Consider the following 26,807-nt stretch of genomic DNA (forward strand, 5'->3'; position numbering starts at 1 on the left):
TTTTCTTAATACAAAAAAGTGGAGTTATCTTATAACTCCACTCGGCTCATTATTATCTATTTTCAATATCTGAAATCATGTCTACACGTCTTTGGTGTCTTTCCCCTTCAAATTCTGTATTTAACCATTCTTCCACAATCATTTTTGCCAATTCGATACCGATAACTCTTGCACCAAATGCAAGTACATTTGTATTGTTATGCTGTTTAGAAAGTTTTGCCGAATATGGCTCGCTGCAAACTACCGCACGAACACCTTTTACTTTATTCGCTGCAATGGAAATTCCAACTCCCGTTCCGCAAATCAAAATTCCGCACTCTACATCTCCGTCTACAACTGCACGTCCTACTTTCTCAGCGTAAACCGGATAATCACAACTGTCATTTGTGTCTGTTCCGTAGTTTACCACTTCATGTCCTAATTCTTCCAAAAACGCTACAATCTGCTGTTTCATTTCTACTGCTGCATGGTCATTACCAATTCCAATTTTCATTTTGCTATTCTCCTTCACTCCGAAATCTAAAATCCTTTTAAACAGTTAGATTATAGCATTTCCTTGAAAACTTTTCAATGAGATGAATTTTTCCCTATTTTTTTCTCTTGTCTATCCTACATTCCGGTAATATAATAGTGGAGTAAACATGAAAACAATATGAGGTAATTGATTATGATAAAATTAGTAGCAAGCGATATTGACGGAACATTATTGAAATACGGTGAAAATGAATTAAACCCTGAATTATTTGACATTATACTGCAATTGAAAAAACAGGGAATTCGATTTATCGCCGCAAGCGGAAGACAGTATGCAAGTCTGCGCAGACTTTTCGAACCTATAAAAGACGAGATTTCTTACATTACGGAAAACGGCTCTCTCTGTATTCATGACGGTGAAATTATCAGCCGCGGAACAATTGACCACGAATTAGGAATCCGTATTTTTGAAGAAATCAGAAATCGTGAACATTGTGACGCTGTTCTTTCCTGTGAGGATTCATGCTATATCGAAACAAAAGACGAAGAATTTCTCCGTCACCTTGAGGAAGATATGGGAAATAAAGTAACCCGCGTAGACGATTTATCCACTGTCACTTCACCATTTTTAAAAATTGCTATTTTTGATAACGTGACACCGGAAGAAACTTTTATACATTTCCGAGAAGAATTTAAATCTGATATTAAAGTTGTCACTTCCGGAAATGAATGGGTTGATTTCATCTCTCCCGAGGCAAATAAAGGAACTGCACTCCAAGTTTTCTTAGACTATTTCCACCTTATTCCAGAGGAGGCAATGGCGTTCGGCGATCAACACAATGATATTGAAATGCTTCATCTTGCCGGCGAAGGATATGCCATGTCTAACGCTGCTCCGGGTGTTGCTTCTCATTCAACTTACGTTACAGACTCGGTAATCGAAACATTAAAAGAATTATTAGGATAGAAAAAAGGGTATCAGTACGATACCCTTTCTATAATTTACTTTATTTCCAATAATTCCGAAAAATCTTTCATTTTCCATTCACTTTCAGGAACATCTCCAAAACCATATTCTGCAAAAACAAAAGGTACTCCTGCCTGACAGGACGCCTCATAATCTCCCCGAATATCTCCGACATAACAAGCACTCTCGGAATGATTTCTTTCCATAATCAAACGAATATTTTCTCCTTTTCCTCTTCCTGTATTCCCAAAGCATTCAATATCCGTCACATATTCACCTAAGTTAGTTTTCTCTAAAAACATTTCGATATATCCTGACTGACAGTTGCTTACGATAAAAATTCGATGTGTTTTTGCCAATTCTATAATTGTTTCTTTCACATTCGGATACAGCATATTACACTCATCATTTTCTAAATCCTCATGCTCATATTGACAATATAAATCCATCACTTTTTCTTTTTCCTCTTCCGAACATCCTGCCAAAACAACATCTGCAATCTCCTTCATTGTCCGTCCAAACAAAGTTTTTAACTGCTCTGCCGTCACATCAATATGTGTAATTCCTATATCTCGTATTGCCCTGTTCCATGATTTTGCCACTAACTCCGTAGAATCCCACAAAGTCCCGTCCACATCTAAAATAATACTTTCTGCCTGCATTTTCACTCCTATATTTCTCTTGTATATTTTTTCAGCCATTCTTTTTCTTCTTCATTTAAGTATGGAGAAACTTTTTCATATACCGTTCTGTGATAAGTATTCAGATACCGTCTGTATTCTTCTGTCAGCATCTCTGGCTTAATCGCATCTAAATCGAATGGAACATATGTGATTGTTTCTAAATACATAAACTGTCCGTACTCATTTTTTTCGCCTTTGCATACAAGAACCTCGTTCTCCAGACGTACTCCATGTGAACCTTCAATATAAATTCCCGGCTCAACCGTAAGTATCATACCTTCCTGTAAAACTGCCGTGTTTCCTTCACGATATCTTAATTGAAAATTTGCAGGGTCTTCGTGAATATTCAATAAATATCCTATACCATGGCCTGTTCCGTGATTATAATCTTTGTTTCTTTCCCACAATGGTTTTCTCGCCAAAATATCTAAGTTTACTCCTGTGCATCCTTCCATAAATTTTGCATTTGACAATTCTAAATTACACATGGCAACAACAGTAAAGTCTTCTTTCATATTCTCCGGTATTTCTCCCAAAGCGTAAGCCCTTGTAATATCTGTTGAACCTTCATAGAAACCGGCGCCTGTGTCTGTTAGGAAAATATTTCCTTCTTTCAATTCCACATCTGTTTCCGGTGAAGATGTGTAATGGCATAGTGCGGCGTGTTCCCCATAAGAAGAAATCGGCTCAAAACTTGGTCTGATGAAGTTACCCATCTCTGCACGGAACTCATCTAATTTATCAGACGCACTCATTTCCGTAATCGTTATTTTTCCAACATTTTCTTTTAACCATTTCATAAATTTAACATGGGCAACACTGTCTTTAATTTGTGCCTGACGCATATTTTCTACTTCTGACGGATTTTTCATCGCTTTAAACAACACTTCCGGATTTCTTTTTTCCACTTTTTTCACATCGGCAGAAATATTACTGTAAATCGCATAATTCAAGCACATCGGGTCAATCAGAAGAACTTCTTCTTCACCGATTTGTTTTACATCCTCATAAATGGCATTATATTTATGTAAAATAACGCCGTCCGCTTCCATATTTGCTCTTATCTCATCACTTAATTTTGTTTCATCAATGTATAAATGCATTTTGTCCATTGTGATAATCGCATAAGAAAGAACAAGAGGGAAAAACTCAATATCATTTCCTCGTATATTCAATGTCCAGCAAATATCATCCAATGTCGTTAAAATATGTACGGTTGCACCGTTTTCTTTCATCACTTCTCTAATTCTGCTTAATTTACTCTCGGTAGATTCTCCGGTATATTTTTCCTCTAAAGCAAATACAGGCTCTTTGGAAAGTGACGGTCTATCTTCCCAAATTTCTCCGATTAAGTCCATATCATACACGATTTTTCCCTGTTTTTCTTCTACAATTTTAGCATATTTCTGCCCATTTCCCATAGAAACAACTCTTCCGTCAAAACCGAGTGTCTGGCCATTCTGTAATGCTTCTTCCAAATATTTATCCAATGTCGGTACGTTCGGTCGTCCCATTTTCATCATCTGAATTCCCGTACCCTGTAACTGTTCCGCAGCCTGAATAAAATATCTTCCGTCTACCCAAAGACGTGCTTCCTCTAAAGTGATTACCGCCGTTCCCGCTGAACCGCTAAACCCTGTAATAAATTTTCTTGCCTTAAAATATTCTCCTACATATTCGCTCTGATGAAAATCTGCTGTCGGTACAATATACATATCTATACCGTGACTTTTCATTTGTTCACGCAACATCGAAATTCTTTCCTGTATACTCATTTTCTCTCCTCCTGTAAAATACATAATAACTATAGAAAAAGCCACTACACTTTCGTGTTGTAGCTTTTTCATCATCTTTATTTCATTTCTCTTAAAAATGCCTTATAACCTTTGTATCCTTCGTAAATATCTGCTTTACTTGCGATTTCCCATGGAGCGTGCATAGATAATACTGCCATACCGCTGTCAATAACATTCATTCCGTAATCTGCCATGATGTAAGCGATTGTTCCGCCTCCACCAAAGTCAACTTTACCTAACTCTGCTGTCTGGAAACCGATTTCATTATCATCAAATACTTTACGGATTTTTGCAATATATTCTGCGTTTGCATCACTTGAACCGCTCTTTCCTCTTGCTCCTGTATATTTATTTAAGCAAAGTCCACGTCCAAAATATGCTGTATTTTTCTTTTCAAATGCATTTGCAAACATAGGGTCATATGCTGCGCTAACGTCTGAAGAAAGCATATATGAGTTCTGAAGGGCACGTCTTACTTTCAATGAAGATTCTCCTACTGTAAGGGCAACTAATTCTGCAACTGCATTTTCAAAGAATTTTGATTCCATACCTGTTGCTCCTACACTTCCGATTTCTTCTTTATCCACTAATAAACAACAACTTGTTCTCTCAGGATTTTCTACTTCTAACATAGCAAATAATGATGTAAATGCACAAATTCTGTCATCATGTCCATATCCCATAATCATGCTTCTATCAAATCCGCAATCTCTTGCTTTTCCTGCAGGTACAATTTCTAACTCAGCAGATAAGAAATCTTCTTCTTCAATTCCGTAATTATCTTTTAAGAAAGAAAGAATAGTTGCTTTTACTAATTCTTTTTCTTCCTTGTCCTCTGTTGAAAGTGGTTTTGAACCAACTAAAACATCAAGTCCTTCCCCTTCAATTACAACGCTTGCCTTCTTATCCATCTGTTCTCCTGCAAGGTGAATCAAAAGATCTGAAATAACAAGTACTGGGTCATCTTCCTTTTCCCCTACAACAATATCAACTGTTGTTCCGTCTTTCTTAGCAACTGTTCCATGAATTGCCAATGGAATGGAAACCCACTGATATTTTTTGATACCGCCATAATAATGTGTATCTAAATATGCTAAATCTGTATCTTCATAAAGTGGATTTTGTTTGATGTCAATTCTTGGTGAGTCTACGTGAGCTCCAAGAATGTTCATTCCCTCTTCTAATGGTTTCTGTCCGATTTGGAATAGAGCCAATGCTTTGCCCATTTGGTTTACATATACTTTATCTCCTGCTTTTAATTCTGTATTTTCAGCAATACACTCTTCCAGATTACGATAGCCGTGTTCTTCTGCCATAGAAACAGCAAGACTTACACATTCTCTTTCTGTTTTTCCCGCATCAAGACAATCTTTATATCTTTTGCTAACTTCTTCTACTTCGTTTAACTGTTCTGCAGTATACTGTTTCCACATATTTTTTCTTTCCATAGCGTATTCTCCTTACTTCGATTTAATTCTCTGTCATTATATCGCTTTAAATAGCAAAAGTCAATCTTTCCATAGGAATTTCCATAGACCAAAAAAGATATGGCATCTGAAATTCAAATGCCATACCTTTTTTAACTTAAATCAATTACGGAAACCGGACATCCATCTCTTGCGTCCTTGGCTGCCTCCTTTATTTCTTCAGTTATATCAGCGTACGCCTCCGCCAATCCTTCATCATTAAACTGAAAAACTTCAGGGCAGAGGCTTACACACATTCCACAGGCAATACAGCCTTCATTCACTTTTGCTTTCATCAGTGTTCCTCCTACTTTTTTTATTTAGGATTCCCACTTTTTCTTATCTTATGAATGTTTTCTTTTTTTTGAAAAGAAAATACTTCCGCCTGCTACAACTAATAATGCTAACCATAAACCGATTGGTGTTGCATCTGCTGTTTTTGGTGGTTTTGTTCCTGCCGGTTTGTTATTACCATTTCCGCTACCGTTTCCGCCTTGATTTCCACTACCGTTTCCACCTTGATTTCCGCTGTCGCTTCCACCCTGATTTCCGTTACCGTTTCCATCTTGGTTTCCATTTCCTCCATTGCCGTTTTCGGCTGGAACAAGTGCGTCTGCTGCTGCATTTAATGCATTCAAGGCGTCGGCAATTTGTTTTTCTGTTGCGTTTTTATTTGCTAAAACTTTTTTAGCAGTATTTAATGCGTCCTCAAATACTTTCCATGAATCTGCCGTATAGTCTTTTTCATCATATTTACTATACTTTTCAACTGCTTTTCTTAAAGCATCTTTTCCGTCATTTGCTTCGCCTTTGCCTTCAAGAACAAGAGAAGTCATTGCTTTTCTTAATTCTTTTTTCATTACTTCTACATCATTTGCATCAGGATTTTCTGAATTAGCAAGTTTTTCTGCCTCTTCAATCTTAGCCTGTAGAGCAGCACATGATTCTGTTGTGTAGCCTTTTTTATCCATTTCTTTTGCTTCTGTGATTAAAGCTTTTAATCCTTCCACATCTGCTTTTACTCCTGCACGGTGGATTAAAAATTCTGCTGCTGAACCAAATCCGCCATGAGATGCTTTATAAATAACACGGATATGTTTTGTTGTAACTGTCTTACCAAAGTCGATTACTTTTTCTTTTGCATCATCTGCAAGAGTTCCAGTTTTAACTGTTGTATAATTTTTTCCATCATCACTGGCTTTAATTTCATAACTTGTAAGATTTCCGTTTCCACCGTTTGCACGCGGAGTATATGTCAATCCATTTACTGCTGTAGGCTCTTTCATCTCAAAGTTAATCCAGTGTTGATTACCTGCACATTTATCTTCGCCGCTGTAGTTTGTATGCCAGATTGTATTTTTGTTTCCGTCAATAGCTTTATCCGGTCCTTCACTACCATTTTTTGAACAAGCAGTCGCCTTTACTGTTCTATTGTCTACATAATTTACATTAGCTGCCTCATAAATCTTTAATTCTTTTAATGCTTTTGCTAATGCTTTTTCATATCCGTCTACAACATCCTGCATAGATGCCGGAAGGTCATAACGAATAGAATCGATTACATAGTTAAGATTATCTACTGTTTCTTTTGTAAATGCAGATAAATCTTCCGGAACTAATGCTAAGTATTTTTCTACTCTGCTATAATCAGCCTTTTTAAATTCTGAAGAAGAAATCACTTCGTTAATTCTGTTTGTCAAGTTTTCCACTTCTGCTTTTGTTGGGTTGAATTTTGTCAACAGTTGTTTTGCTTCTTCTAATAATGGTTTTAATGCTTCATTATCTTTCGCTACTTCTGTTGCTGTCCAAACTGCACGGTCTAAAGTGATTGTAGATGTGTATGTACCTTCTACCGCTGTTCCAACACGAACATCATCTACATAACCTTCAAATGCTTTTGTTTTGCTTCCGATTGTATCAACTGGGAACATTGTTGTTGCAATCATTGACTTACCTTCAACCTGTTCATCATCACCAAGAACATCTTTCAACTCGCCGTTCACATATAATTCTATACGAGTTTGTATACGATTATTTTTCATATTATTTACATTCTTGATTTCTAATTCTACCCATTCATTTACCGGTAATTCATAGTTAAATGAATAGTCAAAGTTCTCTCTGGAAATACCAACTTTTCCTGTTTCTTTCTGTACTGCTTTAATACTTCCGTAACTGCTTTCAAATAAAACTTGTTCATCCACACTTTCAGAAGTACGTTTTACTTTCACACGAAGATCATTTCCAAGTCCAACTGTTCCGACCCCTGTGTTTATGTAACTTTCTTTTCCATTTAATTTTAATGCACTCTTACCATCAACATTTGTAATCTCTACATTTTTACCGTCCACAAGATTATGTTTGTTTGCTGAATAATCAGACTTATCATCCATTGGATAATTTGCAATAGCGCCCTCTTTATCTTTTGCTGTTTCATATCCAAAGTTTGTCTGTGGAGCGTCATTAAGTTGTTTAGATAAGTCAAGCGCTTGGTTTGTATTCATATCACCTTTGCCCCAAAGTTTTGCACCAAATAGTGCAATTGGTTCTTTGATACGATCATATACATCATATTCACTTATACCGTTATTTAAATAGTCAGTCATATCATTCCATACTGCAAATGCTCCACCGATCATCTGTTCATCACCTGCTGGAATCGTTACGCCACCGATTGTATTGATTGCAAGATTATAGCAAGTTTCATTACTTAAGTAATCATAATAATATCCTGCATTTGGAACGATGTAATAATTACCGTCATTACAGTTAATTAAGTCGAATCCTTCTTCGTACATTTTGTCCATGTTAGCCCATCCAAAGTTCCATAAGTTCATCTCAACATTTTCACTCTGAACATCTACATTTCCTTTGATAGTAGAAAGACTTCCCCAAATACGCGCTTTACGTCCGCTTTCTTTCACATAACCAAGCATATCATTTGCAAATTTTCTATAAGCGTTTCCGTCAGCAGTATATTCATCTGCACCTACATGTACGGTTGTTTGTTTGTCAAATACAGGGTTTGCTCCTGTCATGTACTCACCGAAAATACTCTTAACAAATTCTAAACTGTCGTTATATTTGTCCCCGATTAAATTCAAGTGGTCGTTCTGTCTTCCGCTTGTACCGTGTCTAAGGTCAGGTCTTACTTTTGTCAATGCAAGTGAGTGTGCCGGTACGTCAATTTCCGGAACAATATTTACACCGTATGTTCTTGATTCTTCGATAAAATCTCTAAACTCATTTTTTGTATAGAATACATCTTTACTTGTTAAATCGGCTTTGTTCTTTCCGCCGTTACCGCCTTCTTTAATATCAGATTCCAAACGGAAACCTGAATATGCTTTCATCGGATCTTTTACGTTTTCTAATCCGATCAAGTTATCATTTAAGTGTACTTGGAAGTCATTCATTTTGTACCATGACATTTCCTTTACAACTTGCTGCAGGTAATCCATTGTAAATGTTTTTCTTCCTACGTCCAAAATAAATCCACGCACTTCATATAATGGATAATCCCTTGTCTGTCCTTTTGGAATATTGTTTGTTAATTTTAAACTCTGTAAAATTGTTCTTGTTGCCCAGAAAGCACCTGTTGTTGTTTCTGCCTCAACAGTTACTTTATCTGCAATCTCCATTGAGTAGCCTTCTTTTTGAAGACCTTTTGTTTTATCGGTTGTCAATGTAAAGTAGAAATCTCCCGGCTTCGCTTCACCTTTAACAACGCTGATTTCTTTACCTGTAATTTCTTTATAATCTTTTGCAAAAGCATTTGCCATATCTTTTAAAGCATCACTCTGAATAACAATACGGCTACTTGCAGAAGGAGTAAAGTTTCCTGTAGAACCTTTCCACTCACGTAATTCCGGAAGTACTTTCGGCGCTTTATTATCTCCCTCTTCTTTTGCTAATTTACCAGGAATAACAACATTTCTTTCTTCAAACATATAATTTTTATCATTTTTCTTATCTGTAAGTTTGAAAGAAACTTTTACTACAGTATCTACAAGCGGCTGGTAAATTTCTAAGTTTGGTCCGACTACCTGTTCGTAATCTGTTCCGTTATATTTGATTGTATAATCTTCAGATGTAGGTAATGTTACCTGCAATTTTTTATCTGTTCTTTCAGGTGTTTTAATCTGAATTTCTCTTGCCAGATCTCCTAGCCCTGCTTTTGGCTCTCCGCCGTACACTTCCATTTCATAAACGGAAATTGTATTCCATGTTGCACCGCCGTCAACATCTTCTTGCGTAAACTTATCAATCATAAGACGAACATAACGTGCTTTTTCTATATTTTCCAATGTGATTTTTTCTGTTTTACTTGCAGGACGTTCATTCATTACCTTAACATCTTTCCAATCTGTTTCTTTCATTGGATTGCTTAATGTTGTCGCTGTCTGAATACGGTATTTTGTAGCCTTTCTTGTTTCCCAGAAAAGTCGGATTGTTTTTACATCTTTTACTGCACCTAAGTCTACATAAATCCAGTGTGGGTTAGAATTTACCGCACTTGCCCATCTTGTGTCTTTTGTATTACCGTCAAATGCTTTTTCTACTTTTAAATTATCTGCTTCAAAAGAGTCTGAGAATGACGGTTGTCCCTGTGCCACGTTTTCCTGTGGGTTCTGTGGTTTCTGTGGTTTTTCCGGTTCTTCAGGCTCTGTTGTATCATCTACAAGTTTTACCTGAAAATCACAGCAACTTACATTTGGGTACTTGCTTACTTTTGTTACGCTTAATTTAACGTAACGACCTTCCACAGTATGATCCAATTTTACTTCTGTTTTTCTTGTTGTGTTTCCTGTTTTCTCTGCTACAGGTTTACCCCAGTCTGTTGTACTGTCTGAAACATAGATTTTGAAATCTGTTCCATATTCCGTATCACTTTCCCAGAGCATCGAGAAGTAATTCATGCTTTTCTTTGCTCCTAAATCAACATACGCCCACTGTTCCGGTGCTGCCTCTGCTGACCAACGGCTTTCTTGATTCTCATCTGTCAAATTAGATTTTGGGAAATTTGCATGGTCTGAACTTGCTGTTACCGTTTTACCTAACGCTAAATTATCATTTGCTTTTGGCGCTTTTGTTTCGGCAAAAATTGTTACATTCCCTGTAACTGCCAATGACATACTTAGTGCTAAGGCAAGTACCTTTTTCTTCCACTTTTTCATTTTCTTTTTCCTTCCTTTTTACTTTTTAGCAAGGTTTCCATAAAATGCCTGCTTGTTAAAATAATAGCAAATTTTCCAGAAAATGTACACTCTTTTTTTCATCTTGCACAAAAAGTTTCCATATATTATAATTATACTTATGAAATTTACTAAAGGAGAGTTTATGATGAGAAATCCGCATTAGATTTTCATTATTTCATTACATACAATTTAATACGAAAGGACATGAAAATGAAACATAGAAATATAACCACACTAAAACATATTTCTTTGTTTGGAGGATTAATTTTTTATGCACCTGTTGCATTGCTTGTCCGTACAAGAATGGGAATTACCTATTCTCAGTTTTTTGTGTTGCAAGCAGTGTTATCAATCAGTATTTTTGTTTTTGAAATACCTTGCGGATATATCACCGATAAAATAGGCTATCAAAAAACACTTATCTTGAATAGCCTTTTTACGTTTCTTGCAAGAATATGTATGGTCTTTGCCGGAAACTTTCCACTGTTTTTTATAGAGGCTGTATTGGAAGGAATTTCTATTGCATTCTATTCCGGAACAATGTCCGGTTATCTGTATCAACTGTCCGAAGAACATTTTGCCTTTTCGCTTTCTGTCGTAGATAACTATTCTAACTTAGGATTTATTTTATCTACACTTACATTCCCTTACATTTATTCCGCATGGGGAATTGACGGATTACTCGTACTAACTGCACTTTGTTCTTTCATCGGATTTTTACTGGCTTTTCACCTTCCAAATGAAAAAAGACATCCTGTCAAAAAGAAAATTTCGTTTTCTTTTCATTTGACAGATATTCCTATCAGCCTTTTTATTGGAATTATTAATATTAGTTTTCTTATTATTAACTTTTTCTATATCGGAATTTTAACTCAATTCCATATGGATGAACGTTATATGAGCATACTGATTTTACTCTATACGACAATACAGTTAAGTGTATCGAAACTTACACAAAAATTTGGTGAAAATAATTTATTCAAAAAAATTTACGTCTGCTCAGGGATGTGCATTTTTTGTATTTTTTCTATTTCTCTTTGCCGCAGCCGTGCTATATTTTTTCCGATGCTGATACTTCCAACCCTTTTATCACTTTTAAATGTTTATTTTGAAAAATATCAAAACAACTATATCGACTATCGGGGATACGGACAACATCGGGCGACCATTTTATCCTGTTATAATATGAGTGCAAATATTATAGAAGTTTTCTTTCTACTTGGCTCTGCAAAATTAGAAAAAATAAACGTGTTTGATATATTCACAATGTTAGGATGTATCTTTAGTATTATCCTTATTTTTATATTGATTTTCCAAGCAAGAAAAAAATAATGCAAAACGCATGAGATTTCTTTTCCAAGAAATTTCATGCGTCTTTTTATGTAATTACCATATATGCATAAAATGCTGCATTCCAAGTGTCACTGCCGTAATACCGACCCAGCATGACATTCCGAGTAAAATCGGACGCCCGCCACTTTTAACCAGTTTTACAATATCCGTATTAAATCCAATGGCAGCCATAGCCATAACAATAAAGAATTTTGATAACTCTTTCAGCGGATTAAACATTGTCGCAGGCACACCCATAGATGTAGCAACCGTTGTAATCAAACTTGCCCCGATAAAGAAAAGAATAAAAAATGGGAAAACTTTCTTCAGTGATACTTTCTCTCCACTTTCATTTTCTGCTTTTCTTGCTCTCATAAATGCCAACACAAGTGTAATCGGAATAATTGCCAATGTTCTTGTTAGTTTTACCGTTACCGCTTTATCCAACGTCTGACTTCCCAATTGATACATACTGTCCCATGTGGACGCCGCCGCAGTAACTGAAGAAGTATCATTTACCGCTGTCCCCGCAAATATACCGAACGCCTCACCTGATGTTGTTGAAAATCCAAGTCCTGTTCCAAGCATCGGAAAAATCAATGCTGCTAATACATTAAATAGAAAGATAACCGAAATTGCCTGTGCAACTTCCTCCTCTTCCGCATCAATAACCGGCGCTGTCGCCGCAATGGCAGAACCTCCACATATAGATGAGCCTACACCGATTAATGTAGAAATCTTAGTCGGCACACGCATTACCCTGTGCATAATGTATGCGATAATTAGTGAAGTACTGATTGTACAAATAATAATCGGTAACGACTGTTTTCCCGTCTGCATCACAACTTTTAAATTCATTCCAAATCCGAGAAGAACAACTGCATACTGCAAAATTTTCTTCGATGTAAATTTCACTCCCGATTCAAATGCTGTTTTATTTTTTACTAAAAGAGCCAAAATCATTCCGATAATAATAGCAAACACCGGACCGCCGATAATGGCAAATTTTTTTCCTAACATACTGGACGGCACTGCTATTGCAAGACAAAGCAATAAGCCTTTCCAATTCTTTTCTATAAACTTCATCTGTTCCCTCCTATTTCGCTAAATGTACTCCCGCTACTGTTCCATCTGCAACAGCCGTAGATACCTGACGCACCTGTTTCACTCGAATATCTCCTGCCGCATAAACACCTTCAATCTCTGTTTCCATATTTTCATCAACCGGAATAAATCCGTTTTCCAACTTCAATTCTGTATATAATTCCGTGTTTGGTGTCGTTCCTGCATAAACGAAAATGCCACATCCCGAATCAGAAATCGTTTCTATTGCACCGGTCTTTTCATCAGAAATTTCCAACGATTCCACTTTATCCACTCCATACACCGCATGAAGTCTTGAACCTAAACGAAGTTTCATATTTGGTGTTCTTGCCACCTTCTCTCTAAATTCTGCAATGCATCCAAGCGTTTCTTCAAAATGGATAATCGTTACCTGTTCAGCATATTTTGACAAATATAATGCCTCTTTTACCGCTCCGTCTGCACCACCTACAACGTAAACATTCTTGCCCTGATATTTTTCTCCATCTCTCTGTGCATTCATGCCCATTCCTTTTCCGGCAAGTTCCTTTTCTCCGATAATACCAAGTTTTCTAGGAGTTGTTCCATTTGCCAAAACAATTTTTTTCGCTGAATAAGCCTTATCCTCTGTATAGATTTTCTTCACTTCTCCCGTAAGTTCAACTCGTTTTACTTCACCATATGCGATTTCAATTCCTGCACTTTCTGCCTGCTCTTTCAAGCGATTCGCAAAAGTGACTCCTGTTTCTTCTGACATAATCCCTGCATAATGCGTAACCGTAGAAACTTTTCCAATCAATCCGCCTACAATATTTTTCTCCACAATCAACACTTTTTTCCCTCTGCTCACTGCGTAAATTCCTGCACTGATTCCTGCCGGACCTGCACCGATAATCACAACATCATACATCATAACTATTTCCTCTTTTCTTTTTTATCTTTAATGTGTTCCTCTTGCTCATACTATATACCCGTATAAGCATTTTGTAAAATTATAATTATTGATACTACCATAAATATATGTTATTGTTATTTTATTAAACTTTTAAGGAGGAAATTATGCTTGATTTTAGAATGGAAACTTTTTTAAAAGTATGTGAATATATGAATTTTACCCATGCCGGTGAAGCCTTAAATCTAACCCAGCCCGCTGTTTCCCAACACATTAAATATTTGGAAAAAAAATATGATTCCCCTCTGTTTATTCGTGATAAAAAACGTCTTCTTCTCACACCGGCAGGGGAAATCCTGCGTTCTGCTCTAGAAACAATGCGAAACGATGAAAGCACATTAAAAAAACGCATGAAAGAAAGTCTGGCAGGAAAAAACATTCTCACATTTGGTGTCACAATGACTATCGGAGAATACGCTCTCGTTCCTGCTCTTACAAAATTAATTAAATCCCACGCGAATACCGATTTTCATGTCCGCTACGGAAATACTCAATCCCTTCTCAGTTATCTTTACGAGGGAAGTATTGATTTCGCCATTGTGGAAGGTTATTTTAAACCTGACAACTATAATACCCGTATTTATAAGACAGAAGAATATATTGCCGTTGCTTCCACGAAGCATATCTTTCAAAATCCAATACGGACACTCACAGATTTAACTTCTGAACGGCTGATTATAAGAGAACATGGTTCCGGAACAAGAGCAATTTTAACAAAAACACTCGCTATGAAAAATATGTCCGTCAATGATTTTCAACATATTGTGGAGGTTGAGAATATACATACAATCGTAAACCTTCTCCGGCAGGACTGCGGTATTTCTTTCTTATATAAAACAGCTGTGGAAGAAGAAATTGCTAAGGGAACTTTAATGCAAATACCTTTATCTGATTTTATGATTAAACACGATTTTACATTTCTATGGAATAAGGACAGTGTTTTTTCTGCAGAATACGAACAAATTTTCAAAGAATTGAAAGAGTATGAAGAATAGGAGGAAAATATAATGAACATTATAACAGAATGGGATTGTGCCGCTGCTAAATATATGGAGCAACAAGAACAGTCTTTCTTTGTATCAATCAACAAACAAATCATTATGAAATGATTTCCTCAGTTAAACAATCAAAATATTTTGGATTTAGGTTGTGGATATGGAGTTTATACAAATTACTTTAGAACCGTTAATGCAAATGCTATAGGTATAGATGGGTCTAAAGAAATGTTAAGACTTGCCAGAGAACAGTATCCGGACTGTCATTTTCAGTTCGCTGATTTAAGCCAACCGCTTCCTTTTTCTGATAATAGTTTCGATCTGCTTTTCTGTAATCAGGTTTTAATGGACATTGAAAATATAGACCTTGTCTTCTCCGAATGTCAACGAATATTAAAGAAAGATGGTATTTTCTACTATGCAATTGTCCACCCTGCATTCTACGACTCAGAGTGGATTGAAGATGAAACCCATTTTAAATATGCGAAAATAATCTCTAATTACATTAAACCATATCAATTTAAAAACACTTTTGGGGGTGAAACAACACATTTTCATCGTTCTTTATCCTATTACTTAAATGCGGCATCTGAAAATGGATTTATGCTTGTACATACGGAAGAACCTGTTACATATGACGGTAAAACAAAAACAAATGATTTACCTTTGTTCTTTATTGCAGAGTATAAGAAAATTTAAAATAGAATTGCAAAAAAGGGATTGCCTAAGCAATCCCTTAATTTATACGCATTATTAATTATTCTACGATTGTAGCAACACGTCCTGAACCTACTGTACGTCCACCTTCACGAATAGCGAAACGTAATCCCTGTTCCATAGCAACTGGGTGAATAAGTTCGATTGACATTTCTACGTTATCTCCAGGCATGCACATTTCTGTACCTTCTGGTAAGTGGCAAACACCTGTTACGTCAGTTGTTCTGAAGTAGAACTGTGGTCTGTAGTTGTTGAAGAATGGTGTATGACGTCCACCTTCATCTTTTGTTAATACGTAAACCTGAGCTGTGAATTTTGTATGACATGTAACACTACCTGGTTTAACAAGAACCTGTCCTCTTTCGATTTCTGTTCTCTGAACACCACGAAGTAATGCACCGATGTTATCACCAGCCTGAGCTTCGTCAAGAAGTTTACGGAACATTTCGATACCTGTTACTACAACTTTACGTGTTTCTTCTTTGATACCAACGATTTCAACTTCGTCAGATACATGAAGTGTACCACGTTCAACTCTACCAGTTGCAACTGTACCACGTCCTGTGATAGAGAATACGTCTTCTACTGGCATTAAGAATGGTTTGTCTGTATCACGTTCTGGATCTGGGATGTAGCTATCAACAGCATCCATAAGTTCCATGATTTTATCTCCCCATTCTCCGTTTGGATCTTCAAGTGCTTTAAGAGCAGATCCCTGAACGATTGGAGTATCATCTCCTGGGAATTCATATTCGTCTAATAACTCACGAATTTCCATTTCTACTAATTCTAATAATTCTTCATCGTCTACCATGTCACATTTGTTCATGAATACTACGATGTAAGGAACACCTACCTGACGAGAAAGTAAGATATGTTCTCTTGTCTGAGCCATAACACCGTCAGTAGCAGCAACTACAAGGATAGCACCGTCCATCTGAGCAGCACCTGTGATCATGTTTTTAACGTAGTCAGCATGACCTGGGCAGTCTACGTGAGCGTAGTGACGTTTTTCTGTTTCATACTCAACGTGTGCTGTAGAGATTGTGATACCACGTTCTCTTTCTTCTGGAGCTTTATCGATGTTCTCGAAATCTACTTTTGTGTTACCTTCAACTCTTTCAGCTAATACTTTAGTAATAGCAGCTGTTGTTGTTGTTTTACCATGGTCAACGTGTCCGATTGTACCAATGTTACAATGTGGTTTACTTCTTTCAAATTTAGCTTTAGCCATTTTGAATAATCCTCCTTAATTCTATCGCCCCTTTTATAAGGGGCGTATTATTTATTTTATTGTTTACTCGGTTATCTCTGATTATATTTCAAATCATACAGTTTTTCAAGTGTTTTTATTGTTTTTCATAGGATAAAACAATAGTTTTTCCTATTTTTCTTTGTTTGCTAATACTTTTTCCTGTACGTTCTTTGGAACTGGCTCATATTTCTCGAAGAACATTGAGTAGTTACCACGTCCCTGTGTTCTTGAACGTAAGTCTGTAGAATATCCAAACATTTCTGATAACGGAACGTATGCACGTACGATTTTTCCACCGCCTAAATCGTCCATACCTTCGATACGTCCACGACGAGAGTTGATATCACCGATAACATCTCCCATGTATTCTTCCGGCATTGTTACTTCTACCTTCATGATTGGCTCAAGAAGTACAGGAGCAGCTTTTGCCATAGCATCTTTAAATGCTAAAGAACCGGCAATGTGGAATGCCATTTCACTTGAATCGACTTCATGGTAAGAACCATCATAAACTGTTGCTTTAATACCTACAACAGGGAATCCGCCAAGCATACCGGATTTCATTGCTTCTTCAATACCTTCTCCTACTTTTGGAATGTATTCTTTTGGAATTGCTCCACCTACTACTGTAGATTCAAAGAAGAATGTCTGTTCACCATTAACGTCTGTTGGTTCAAATTTAACTTTACAGTGTCCGTACTGTCCACGTCCACCTGACTGTTTTGCATACTTGCTGTCAACATCAACTGATTTTGTGAATGATTCTTTGTAAGCAACCTGAGGTGCACCTACATTTGCTTCTACCTTAAATTCACGAAGAAGTCTGTCTACGATGATTTCAAGATGAAGTTCACCCATACCTGCGATGATTGTCTGTCCTGTTTCGTGATCTGTGTGAGCACGGAAAGTAGGATCTTCTTCTGCAAGTTTTGCTAAGGATTCACCAAGTTTACCCTGAGATGCTTTTGTTTTTGGTTCAATAGCTAACTCAATAACAGGTTCTGGGAATTCCATAGATTCAAGAATTACCGGATGCTGTTCATCACAGATTGTATCTCCAGTTGTAGAGAATTTAAATCCGATTGCAGCAGCAATATCTCCTGAATATACTTTATCAAGTTCTTCTCTCTTATTTGCATGCATCTGTAAGATACGTCCAACACGTTCTTTTTTACCTTTTGTTGCATTTAACACATAAGAACCTGAGTTCATTGTTCCAGAGTAAACTCTGAAGTATGCTAATTTACCTACGAATGGGTCAGTCATAATTTTGAATACTAACGCTGAGAAAGGTCCTTCGTCAGAAGATTCTCTTACAACATCGTTTCCGTCTTCATCAACACCCTGAATTGCAGGAACGTCAAGTGGTGAAGGCATAAATTCGATAACTGCATCAAGAAGTTTCTGTACACCTTTATTTCTGTAAGCAGTACCACAGCATACCGGAACTGCATCACAGTTACAAGTTCCTTTTCTTAACGCTGCTTTTAACGCTTCAGTTGACGGTTCTTCTCCTTCTAAGTATTCCATCATTAAGTCATCGTCTAATTCGCAGATTTTTTCTACTAATTCTGTACGATATAATTCAGCATCATCTTTCATATCTTCAGGAATGTCTGTAATAGAAATATCATCACCTTTATCATCATTGTAGATGTATGCTTTCATTTCAAATAAGTCGATAATTCCTTTGAATTCATCTTCTTTTCCGATTGGTAACTGAATGCAGATTGCATTTTTACCTAATCTTGTTTTAATCTGTTCTACTGCTCCATAGAAGTTTGCACCTAAAATGTCCATTTTGTTGATGAAAGCCATTCTTGGTACGTTGTATGTGTCAGCCTGACGCCATACGTTTTCTGACTGTGGTTCAACTCCACCTTTAGCACAGAATACACCTACTGCACCGTCAAGTACACGGAGTGAACGTTCAACTTCTACAGTAAAGTCAACGTGTCCCGGAGTATCAATGATATTGATACGGTGTTCTAAAGCACCTGCTTTAGGTTTGCAGTTTTCCTGTAATGTCCAGTGACAAGTTGTAGCAGCTGAAGTGATTGTGATACCTCTTTCCTGCTCCTGAGCCATCCAGTCCATTGTAGCAGTACCTTCATGAGTATCACCAATTTTATGGTTAACACCAGTATAGTAAAGAATACGTTCTGTAGTTGTAGTCTTACCGGCATCAATATGTGCCATAATACCAATGTTTCTTGTTCTCTCTAATGGATATTCTCTTCCAGCCAAGACTTTTTCCTCCTATATTAGAAACGGTAGTGAGCAAATGCTTTATTTGCTTCTGCCATTTTGTGCATGTCTTCTTTCTTCTTCACAGATGCACCTGTATTGTTTGCTGCATCAAGAAGTTCGTTTGCTAATCTTTCTTCCATTGTTTTTTCTCCTCTTTTACGAGAATACAATGTAATCCAACGAAGTGCTAATGCCTGTCTTCTGTCTGCTCTTACTTCGATAGGTACCTGATATGTCGCCCCACCGATACGTCTTGCTTTAACTTCAAGTACTGGCATAATATTGTTCATCGCTTCTTCGAATACTTCGATAGCTGGTTTGTCAGATTTTTCAGCAATTCTTTCAAATGCTCCGTATACAATTTTCTGTGCTACACCTTTCTTACCATCTAACATAATGTTGTTGATAAGTTTTGTAACCACTTTATTATTGTACATTGGATCCGCTAATACGTCTCTTTTTTGTGTATGTCCTTTACGTGGCACGGTCCTTCCCTCCTTAATCATGTTTTTGAAACTTTCGTTTCTGTTAAATTAATTCATCGGTACTCACATGTGTCTATGAAATATGAAACACCCTGCTCAGTGTCGTGCATACCGCACACTCGCTTTGCAGGTGTGCCTGATTGCTAAGTTTGCTTACGCTCACTAAGCACTCAATGCATGTGTTATCGTGCGGGACTTTATTCTTAACCCGCAACCAACAGGAATCATAGTTCTGTTTGTGATAACGATTTTAGTTACTTTGTTTTTATTTTGCGTCTTTTGGTCTTTTAGCTCCGTATTTAGAACGAGCCTGACGTCTTTTTGCAACACCTGCTGTATCAAGTGTTCCACGTACGATATGGTATCTTGTACCTGGTAAGTCTTTTACTCTACCACCACGGATAAGAACAACGCTATGTTCCTGAAGATTGTGTCCTTCTCCTGGAATGTAACTTGTTACTTCGATACCGTTAGAAAGACGAACTCTGGCGATCTTTCTAAGAGCTGAGTTAGGTTTTTTAGGTGTTGCTGTTTTAACTGCTGTACAAACACCTCTCTTCTGTGGTGCAGAAGCGTCAGTTGCTTTTTTTCTTAAAGAGTTGTATCCCTTCTGTAATGCTGGTGCTGTAGATTTTTTAACAGCAGTCTGACGTCCTTTTCTTACTAACTGATTGAATGTTGGCATTCCTTTCACCTCCTATGAATACTGTTTTGGTTGCCGAGTATTAGTTACTCAATATTTATACGCACTAAAAAAACTACGCTTTTATGCGTACTTGATTAGTTTATTACTAACTTTTCTAAAAGTCAACCCCATATACACAAAAAAGTAGGGTTTTTCCTACTTTTTTATGCTAATCCATATGATTTCGATATTCGTTGGCTGAAATTCCTTCAACTTTCTTAAACACTCTTGAAAAATGAGCAAAATCGAGGAAACCTACCTCTCTCGCCACATCTCCTATACGAAGCGAAGAATCTTCCAGCAGTTTTTTTGCACGCTTAATTCTTGTATCATTTAAAATTTCCGAAAAACTTTTCTTCATTTCCTTATTCAACAGTTTGCTCAAATGCCACTGGCTGACATAAGTTTTCTCTGCAACGTCCGGCAGAGTTAATTTCTCATTATAATGTTCATCAATATATTTCATGGCATTTTTTACGATAAAAGAATTTGCAGTTTCATGCGGTTCAACTAAAATATGTTTTTTCTTTAAATTTTCCGTCATAGTTTCTACCGCTTCTTCTATCTCTTTCATACTTGATGGTTTCAGTAAAAATCTTGTCACACCTAAATTTACCGCCTGCTGTGCATAATCAAAATCTCGGTATCCCGTAAGTATACTGATTTCCATATCTTCAAACTCTGATTTTAATCCCGCAATCATCGTTAATCCGTCCAATTCCGGCATGGAAATATCACAGAATATCATGTTAGGTTTATACTCCTGAATCAATTCTCTCCCCTCGTACCCGTCATTAGCAGTTGCCACAACTTCGCAATTCCATTTTTCCCATGAAATGCTTTTGGACAACCCTTCCACTATAATAGGTTCGTCGTCGATTATCATCACTTTGTACACTTCTCACACCTCTGTTTATGTCTTACCTTCCCATGTCTTTACCGCTCTATTATATAGATACCGTTGGCATTTGTCAAAATTTTATCATTTTCTGTCTTTTTCCAATTGCAACGCTTCATTCAATAAAGTTTCCGCATCTTTCCTCCCCGCTGACACATCCACTGCTCCCTCTATAATCTTCTGATAGGCCTCCGGACAAATGCGTGAATCAGTAGGGGTATTCAAAGATGTCGCTCCATCGCTTAATGTTTTTCCCGCTTCCACAATCGAAGTTAACCCCTTGTCCGCACTTCCTTTAAATGTAGCAATTCCGTTCCCACTCCAGTATCTCTCAAGAGATTTTTTTGTCGTATGCGCCTCCACAAAGCGCACAGCCAACTCTCTTTTCTCTGGATTATCCCACGCCCTTTTTGTTATATAAAATCCAGTAGAAATTCCGGTAATCAATGCGCCTTTTTGTGCTTTCTGTTCTCTCACTCCCGGAAATGCAACCACGGTCACTTTATCCGTCATTCCCGCTTCCGCAAGACTGCCCACATACCACGAACCTTCCAACTGCATTGCCGCCTTTCCTTCCTGAAAAAGTTGTATAGCACAGTTATCTGTAAATACATCCGTATCTTCCGGAAATGCTCCCATATCTCTTAACTCCTTTAATGTGTCAAATGCTTTTATCCATGTTTTCGGCGCTTTTTCCGGAATATTTACATATTCTTCCTCTCCCGCCGTATACAAAAGTAAATGTTCTATCCAATAGTGAGGCATATGCCCTAAAGATACCGCCACTGGCACAATTCCGTTTTTCTTAAAAATACGAACCGCCTTCACAAACGATTCCCAATCTGTTGGCAGTTTGACATGATATTTAGCAAATAATTCCTTATTACAAAAAAGCCCTTCCCAATATCCTGTTGTCGGAACCGCTCTCAATACCCCATCCTTATTTCGTACCGCTTCTAACGCTATATCAAGCGTATCTTCCGCATATTCAGGATATTCTTTTCTAATTTCCTCCAACGAAATAAGTTTATTTGTAGATAAAATCGACTCTCCTGCGGAATCTGTAAAAAACTGAATAACATCCGGTTCATTTCCAACCGCAAAACTTACCGCCACTTTCGTTTTCCACTCCTCATCACAAATCTGAGAATCATCTTCAATTGTAACATTTTCATGTTCCTTCATAAATTTTTCGTTAATATCCTGATAAACTTTTGCACCGGGTGTTGTTCCTCCAAACATCGAAACTGTTTTTAAAACAATTTCTTTCTTCCCCTCTTCCTTTTTCACCCTACTCTCACATCCTACAATTAATAATAGAACAAGTGTGCAGACAACAGCCAGAAAGCCCACTCTCTTTCCACTCATTTCCATTCTTTCTCCTCTCTCATTTTCGTCATTTCAATCTGAACTCGTTGTTTTGTTTCTTCCTCATCTTCCGGTTCCCATTCATACGGAATGACAATTTTAAAACTCGTATTCTCATCGTTAACATCTATGTCCAGACCATACTCCCGACCATAAATTAATTTAATCCTTTCATTGACATTACGAATTCCCAATGAAGTATGTTTCCCTACTCCTCTTACCTCTTCCGGTGATCCGTATAAAATGTTATGAATTTTCGCCCTTTCCTTATCGCTTACTTTTCCCGATGAATTAACAACTTCAAGAAAAACTTTATTCTTGTCCCGATATATCCTTATTTTAATAATTCCTTTTTTTACACGCTCAATTCCATGTATAACCGCATTCTCCAAAATAGGCTGCAATACAAGTCGGGGAACTTTTACATCTAATACAGATTCATCAATCTCTTTTTCAAAATCAAGTCTTTGGCCAAATCTTTTTCGTGTGATAAACAGATATGCCTCCGAACATTTCAGTTCTTCTCTTAACACTGTCAATTTCTGATTTTCTCTGTTCATTCGATAATCCATAACTGTTCCTAATGCCTCAATCATTTCCGAAACAGCAATATCACCGCTCATTCTCGCCTGCCAGTTCATCATTTCCAATGTATTATTAATAAAATGCGGATTAATCTGTGTCTGTAATGCCAAAATTTTCGCATCTTTTCTTGCCATTTTCTCATCATACGCATAATCAAACAGATATTTCACCTTCTTAGACATATTATTGAAAGAGTCTACAAGATAATCAAACTCCTTATTAGGCATATCGTCCACTTCAAGCGTCGCTCCTAATTCTCCGCTTTCAATTTCTTTGGATACTCGAACCAATTCATGAATAGGTATGCCTATTTGTTTCTGCAAAAAATAAAACACCCCCATCATCACTGGAAGCATCGCCATAAATATAATAGAAATCACTCTGTAAAATTCGTACAATCCCGAATATGCTTCTTGTGCATTTACAAGAAAAACCACCCCCATATTGTAATAATTATATTTTTTTAAATTCATATAGGCATTATATCTCCAGTCTTTTACCACAAACAGTTCACTTTCTTTCGATTTATGATACTGATTGAACATTTTTTGAATAATTTCTTTCTGTCCCTTTGTTCCTATATTTCCATGAATCTGTACCAAATCAGGATTTTCTCCAATGCTAAGCGCAACATTTTCTTTTTCATGCATTTCCAATCCGTGAAATAATTTTTCAATATCTATTTCCGCTACAAGCGTACCATACTTTTCATAATCGAACACGGTATACAAATTACGGACAATAAACAGTCGTCCGTTAATGATACGCAACTGTATATTTGACGTATCTTCTTGACGAATTTCTTTGATTTCTGGTTCTATATAATCGATATATTCATCAAACTGATATTTTACTTTTAAAGTGTGTGTAAGCATATGAGGGGTATCCACTTCATAGAAAGCAAACATTTTAAATCTCCTGTCTAAATTAAACTGTTGTTTAGATAAAATCGTAATCATATCTATCAACTCAATTTTTGTTTTAATTCCTTTTTTATATTCTCTCCACGCTTCTTCACAACTTCTCTCATAAGAAATCTGAAGACAGTTTTCTATCAAATCATCCAACCTTCCCGATACAAGAGAAGACATATTCTGCATTTCATTTTCTATCATCATATCCGTACGCTTTGTAATTTCAATTCTGTAAGAAAGTACTGTAAATACAAATACTGTAACAACAGGCAATACCCAGCACATAATAATCAAAACAAGAATCCGATTTCTTATAGACGATTTTCTCTTTCGTTTTTTCTTCATTTAATTTTTCCTTTAATTCTATATTTTTAGACAAAAATAGAGCCTGCCTCCGTTTTATCAACATCAGACAGACTCATTCTTTTTAAGCTAAAATTGCTTTCAACAATTCCCATACATTTTTAATAGACTGTTTTGAAACTCTTTCATTTGGAGTATGTACATCAAGCATATCAGGACCTATAGATAAAATATCTGCATCTTTTATTTTCTCCGCCCAATATCCACATTCCAATCCTGCGTGTATCGCCTCAATTCTAGGTTCTTTTCCAAATAACTCTCTATATTTCTGCGTGGCAATTTCACGGAGTTTGGAATTCTCCTTATACTGCCAGCCCGGATACTCGCCAGACCATTCACACTCCATTCCTAAAACATCAACTATTGTCTGTATACGGTTGACTAAAAACTGTTTCTGTGTTTCCACTGAACTTCTAAGCGCTGAATGAAATAACAGATATCCGTCCTTTTCCTCCATACATCCTGTGTTTACGGAAGTCTGCACAAGTCCTTCGACTGCTGCAGACATATGTATAACACCTTGCAGCATAAGTAACAAAAATTCTTTCAATGTTTTCGCCGTCTTTTCTGTAAATACTTCACAATCTGATACTGTCTTTTCCTCACTGACAATAATTTCTACATTATCTGCAGGTAACAATTCATTTTTTAATTCTTTTTCCAACTCTGCAATTGCTTCTTTCACTTTAGAAATCTGTTCTGCTTTCACATAACATACAATTTCTCCCACACTTGCAATCGCATTAAATTTTCCGATAGAATCCGCTTTTCCTATTCTCACATTATATTTTTCAAGACACAGCAACACTCTTCCAAGCAATTGAATGGCATTTCCTCGTTCTAACTGAATTTCCATACCGGAATGTCCACCTTTTAAGCCTCCTATATAAATATGAAGAGGTACAAGCGCTTCTTCTATTTTCTCTCTTTCTACAGGAAGTTTTATACACGCACCGACGCCGCCTGCACATCCGCTACAAAACATTCCTTCTTCTTCCGAATCAAGATTAATAACCCTTGTTCCTTCCAATTCGGAAATATCAACAGACTTGCCACCTAGTAATCCTATCTCCTCTTTAGATGTAAAAATAAACTCCAGTGGCGGATGCGGAATATCTTCAGACGCCATAAGCATCATTCCATACGAAATCGCAACTCCATTGTCTGCTCCTAACGTCGTCCCGTTTGCACGTAAAAACACACCGTCATCAACGACTTCAATCCCATCTTGATAACAATGCTCTATTCCCTGTGCGACAACATACACCATATCCATATGTCCCTGCAAAATAATTGTTTCACGATTTTCCATTCCTTCGGTTGCCGGTTTTTTCACCAACACATTGTAATCTTCATCCTGTTTTGCCCAAAGTCCCAATTCTTTTGCAAATTTTATAAGATAGTCACTGACCGCCTTCTCATCTCCCGACTGTCTTGGGATAGTTGAAAGTTCTTTAAAATATGAAATAATCTTCTCTGTTTCCATTCTTTTTCCCCCTGTATTTTATACAATATTGCAAGATTTTCTTTTCTGTCCTGCACACTTCTTTTTTCTCTGTATTCCTTTAAAAATAATCTCCTTTCATGCTTTTCCTTTTCTTTCTTGTATTATACCTTTATTTTACAATAAATTCCACCTATTTTCATTTCTCCCAATATTTTAACAAATAATGCCAAGAATTGTCATGGTATGTTGTCTTTTTTTGCACTATAATAAATAAATGAAAGAAAACATGTTGGGGATTTCGTTTCCAACAGAAAAGGAGAGTATTATGTTAAAACTAAATACCGCAGTAGCCTCAGTAGTAAACGGGCAATTGCAGAGTAATGAACCTTGTGTCATTCAATTAAATCTTGAAATTTCTAAAGATAGCATCTTAGAACTGTTAAGCAGATTGAGTAAAGGAAAATCTTTAGAGATAAATGAGGTTCAACAAACAAATGATAATACCTTAACTTCTCAAATTACATCAATCATTCATGAAATCGGTGTTCCGGCACATATTATGGGATACCGCTATCTGAAAGATGCCATCTCTTTGGCAATAAAAGAGCCTGACAGTATCACAGCAATTACTAAAGTCATTTATCCTGAAGTCGCTTCAAAAAATCATACGACTCCAAGTCGGGTAGAGCGTGCTATCCGTCACGCCATTGAAGTTGCATGGTCAAGAGGAAATATGGATGTACTAAACCATTTCTTCGGTTACACTGTAAGTGCCGATTCCGGACGTCCTACAAATTCAGAATTTATTGCTCTTGTTGCTGACTATATCTGTTTGAAATCTCAGAACAAAAGCATTTCACTTCACTAATTCCAAGAAATAAATATCCACCCGCC

General features: G+C 36.8%; 21 protein-coding genes. 5 read left to right on the forward strand and 16 right to left on the reverse strand.

Annotated features, from left to right (window positions below):
• Nucleotides 1–52: 52 nt before the first annotated feature.
• Nucleotides 53–493: a ribose 5-phosphate isomerase B gene (gene rpiB, locus ACYPXO_RS03755; RefSeq protein WP_459639346.1), complete on the reverse strand. Its 441-nt coding sequence runs from the start codon at nucleotides 491–493 to the stop codon at nucleotides 53–55.
• A 174-nt stretch (nucleotides 494–667) separates the two neighbouring features.
• On the opposite strand from rpiB, the gene ACYPXO_RS03760 reads away from it, so the two are divergent.
• Entirely contained in the window at nucleotides 668–1,441 is a 774-nt protein-coding gene (locus tag ACYPXO_RS03760) for an HAD family hydrolase (protein ID WP_459639347.1), read from the forward strand.
• A 35-nt stretch (nucleotides 1,442–1,476) separates the two neighbouring features.
• On the opposite strand, the gene ACYPXO_RS03765 is transcribed toward ACYPXO_RS03760, so the two are convergent.
• From ACYPXO_RS03765 to ACYPXO_RS03785, 5 genes are all read right to left on the reverse strand, one after another.
• Nucleotides 1,477–2,142 carry an HAD family hydrolase gene (locus ACYPXO_RS03765; RefSeq protein WP_459639348.1) on the reverse strand — a complete coding sequence of 222 codons (666 nt, stop codon included), beginning with the start codon at nucleotides 2,140–2,142 and terminating at the stop codon, nucleotides 1,477–1,479.
• Nucleotides 2,112–3,899 carry an aminopeptidase P family N-terminal domain-containing protein gene (locus tag ACYPXO_RS03770; RefSeq protein WP_459639349.1) on the reverse strand — a complete coding sequence of 596 codons (1,788 nt, stop codon included), beginning with the start codon at nucleotides 3,897–3,899 and terminating at the stop codon, nucleotides 2,112–2,114. Before ACYPXO_RS03770 ends, ACYPXO_RS03765 begins: the two co-directional genes overlap by 31 nt.
• Nucleotides 3,900–3,976: 77 nt before the next feature.
• Complete coding sequence (locus ACYPXO_RS03775) at nucleotides 3,977–5,368, reverse strand: aminopeptidase (RefSeq protein ID WP_459639350.1); 1,392 nt, start codon at nucleotides 5,366–5,368, stop codon at nucleotides 3,977–3,979.
• Between the two features lie 131 nt (nucleotides 5,369–5,499).
• Complete coding sequence (locus ACYPXO_RS03780) at nucleotides 5,500–5,682, reverse strand: ferredoxin (RefSeq protein WP_459639351.1); 183 nt, start codon at nucleotides 5,680–5,682, stop codon at nucleotides 5,500–5,502.
• Between the two features lie 48 nt (nucleotides 5,683–5,730).
• Nucleotides 5,731–10,563 carry a discoidin domain-containing protein gene (locus ACYPXO_RS03785; protein WP_459639352.1) on the reverse strand — a complete coding sequence of 1,611 codons (4,833 nt, stop codon included), beginning with the start codon at nucleotides 10,561–10,563 and terminating at the stop codon, nucleotides 5,731–5,733.
• A gap of 231 nt (nucleotides 10,564–10,794) precedes the next feature.
• On the opposite strand from ACYPXO_RS03785, the gene ACYPXO_RS03790 reads away from it, so the two are divergent.
• Complete coding sequence (locus ACYPXO_RS03790) at nucleotides 10,795–11,916, forward strand: MFS transporter (RefSeq protein ID WP_459639353.1); 1,122 nt, start codon at nucleotides 10,795–10,797, stop codon at nucleotides 11,914–11,916.
• Nucleotides 11,917–11,970: 54 nt separating this feature from the next.
• Here the strand turns inward: ACYPXO_RS03790 and ACYPXO_RS03795 are convergent, their stop codons facing one another.
• Both ACYPXO_RS03795 and ACYPXO_RS03800 read right to left on the reverse strand, forming a co-directional pair.
• A complete protein-coding gene (locus ACYPXO_RS03795) occupies nucleotides 11,971–13,002 on the reverse strand; it encodes a YeiH family protein (RefSeq protein ID WP_009461541.1) in 1,032 nt (343 codons plus the stop codon).
• 10 nt (nucleotides 13,003–13,012) lie between these two features.
• A complete protein-coding gene (locus ACYPXO_RS03800; RefSeq protein WP_459639354.1) occupies nucleotides 13,013–13,912 on the reverse strand; it encodes an NAD(P)/FAD-dependent oxidoreductase in 900 nt (299 codons plus the stop codon).
• Nucleotides 13,913–14,058: 146 nt separating this feature from the next.
• On the opposite strand from ACYPXO_RS03800, the gene ACYPXO_RS03805 reads away from it, so the two are divergent.
• Both ACYPXO_RS03805 and ACYPXO_RS03810 read left to right on the forward strand, forming a co-directional pair.
• Nucleotides 14,059–14,946: a LysR family transcriptional regulator gene (locus ACYPXO_RS03805; protein ID WP_459639355.1), complete on the forward strand. Its 888-nt coding sequence runs from the start codon at nucleotides 14,059–14,061 to the stop codon at nucleotides 14,944–14,946.
• 138 nt (nucleotides 14,947–15,084) lie between these two features.
• Nucleotides 15,085–15,645, forward strand: a complete 561-nt coding sequence (locus tag ACYPXO_RS03810) for a class I SAM-dependent methyltransferase (protein WP_459639362.1) — start codon at nucleotides 15,085–15,087, stop codon at nucleotides 15,643–15,645.
• A gap of 58 nt (nucleotides 15,646–15,703) precedes the next feature.
• Here the strand turns inward: ACYPXO_RS03810 and tuf are convergent, their stop codons facing one another.
• From tuf to pepD, 8 genes are all read right to left on the reverse strand, one after another.
• Nucleotides 15,704–16,897 (reverse strand): elongation factor Tu, encoded by a 1,194-nt coding sequence (gene tuf, locus ACYPXO_RS03815; protein ID WP_459639356.1) that lies wholly within the window; start codon nucleotides 16,895–16,897, stop codon nucleotides 15,704–15,706.
• 150 nt (nucleotides 16,898–17,047) lie between these two features.
• The gene (fusA, locus tag ACYPXO_RS03820) at nucleotides 17,048–19,165 is read right to left on the reverse strand and encodes an elongation factor G (RefSeq protein ID WP_459639357.1); all 2,118 of its coding nucleotides are present in this window, start codon (nucleotides 19,163–19,165) and stop codon (nucleotides 17,048–17,050) included.
• 17 nt (nucleotides 19,166–19,182) lie between these two features.
• Nucleotides 19,183–19,653, reverse strand: a complete 471-nt coding sequence (gene rpsG, locus ACYPXO_RS03825; protein ID WP_009461574.1) for a 30S ribosomal protein S7 — start codon at nucleotides 19,651–19,653, stop codon at nucleotides 19,183–19,185.
• A 265-nt stretch (nucleotides 19,654–19,918) separates the two neighbouring features.
• Nucleotides 19,919–20,338 (reverse strand): 30S ribosomal protein S12, encoded by a 420-nt coding sequence (gene rpsL, locus ACYPXO_RS03830; RefSeq protein WP_009461575.1) that lies wholly within the window; start codon nucleotides 20,336–20,338, stop codon nucleotides 19,919–19,921.
• Nucleotides 20,339–20,507: 169 nt separating this feature from the next.
• Nucleotides 20,508–21,224, reverse strand: a complete 717-nt coding sequence (locus ACYPXO_RS03835; RefSeq protein WP_459639363.1) for a response regulator transcription factor — start codon at nucleotides 21,222–21,224, stop codon at nucleotides 20,508–20,510.
• A gap of 96 nt (nucleotides 21,225–21,320) precedes the next feature.
• Nucleotides 21,321–22,604: an ABC transporter substrate-binding protein gene (locus ACYPXO_RS03840; protein ID WP_459639358.1), complete on the reverse strand. Its 1,284-nt coding sequence runs from the start codon at nucleotides 22,602–22,604 to the stop codon at nucleotides 21,321–21,323.
• The gene (locus ACYPXO_RS03845) at nucleotides 22,601–24,448 is read right to left on the reverse strand and encodes a sensor histidine kinase (protein WP_459639359.1); all 1,848 of its coding nucleotides are present in this window, start codon (nucleotides 24,446–24,448) and stop codon (nucleotides 22,601–22,603) included. Before ACYPXO_RS03845 ends, ACYPXO_RS03840 begins: the two co-directional genes overlap by 4 nt.
• A gap of 82 nt (nucleotides 24,449–24,530) precedes the next feature.
• Nucleotides 24,531–25,952 carry a beta-Ala-His dipeptidase gene (gene pepD, locus ACYPXO_RS03850; protein ID WP_459639360.1) on the reverse strand — a complete coding sequence of 474 codons (1,422 nt, stop codon included), beginning with the start codon at nucleotides 25,950–25,952 and terminating at the stop codon, nucleotides 24,531–24,533.
• Nucleotides 25,953–26,238: 286 nt separating this feature from the next.
• Between pepD and ACYPXO_RS03855 the strand changes: the two genes are divergently transcribed.
• Entirely contained in the window at nucleotides 26,239–26,781 is a 543-nt protein-coding gene (locus ACYPXO_RS03855) for a sporulation initiation factor Spo0A C-terminal domain-containing protein (protein ID WP_459639361.1), read from the forward strand.
• The last annotated feature ends 26 nt before the right edge of the window (nucleotides 26,782–26,807 follow it).

The organism is Faecalimonas canis (assembly GCF_054601575.1).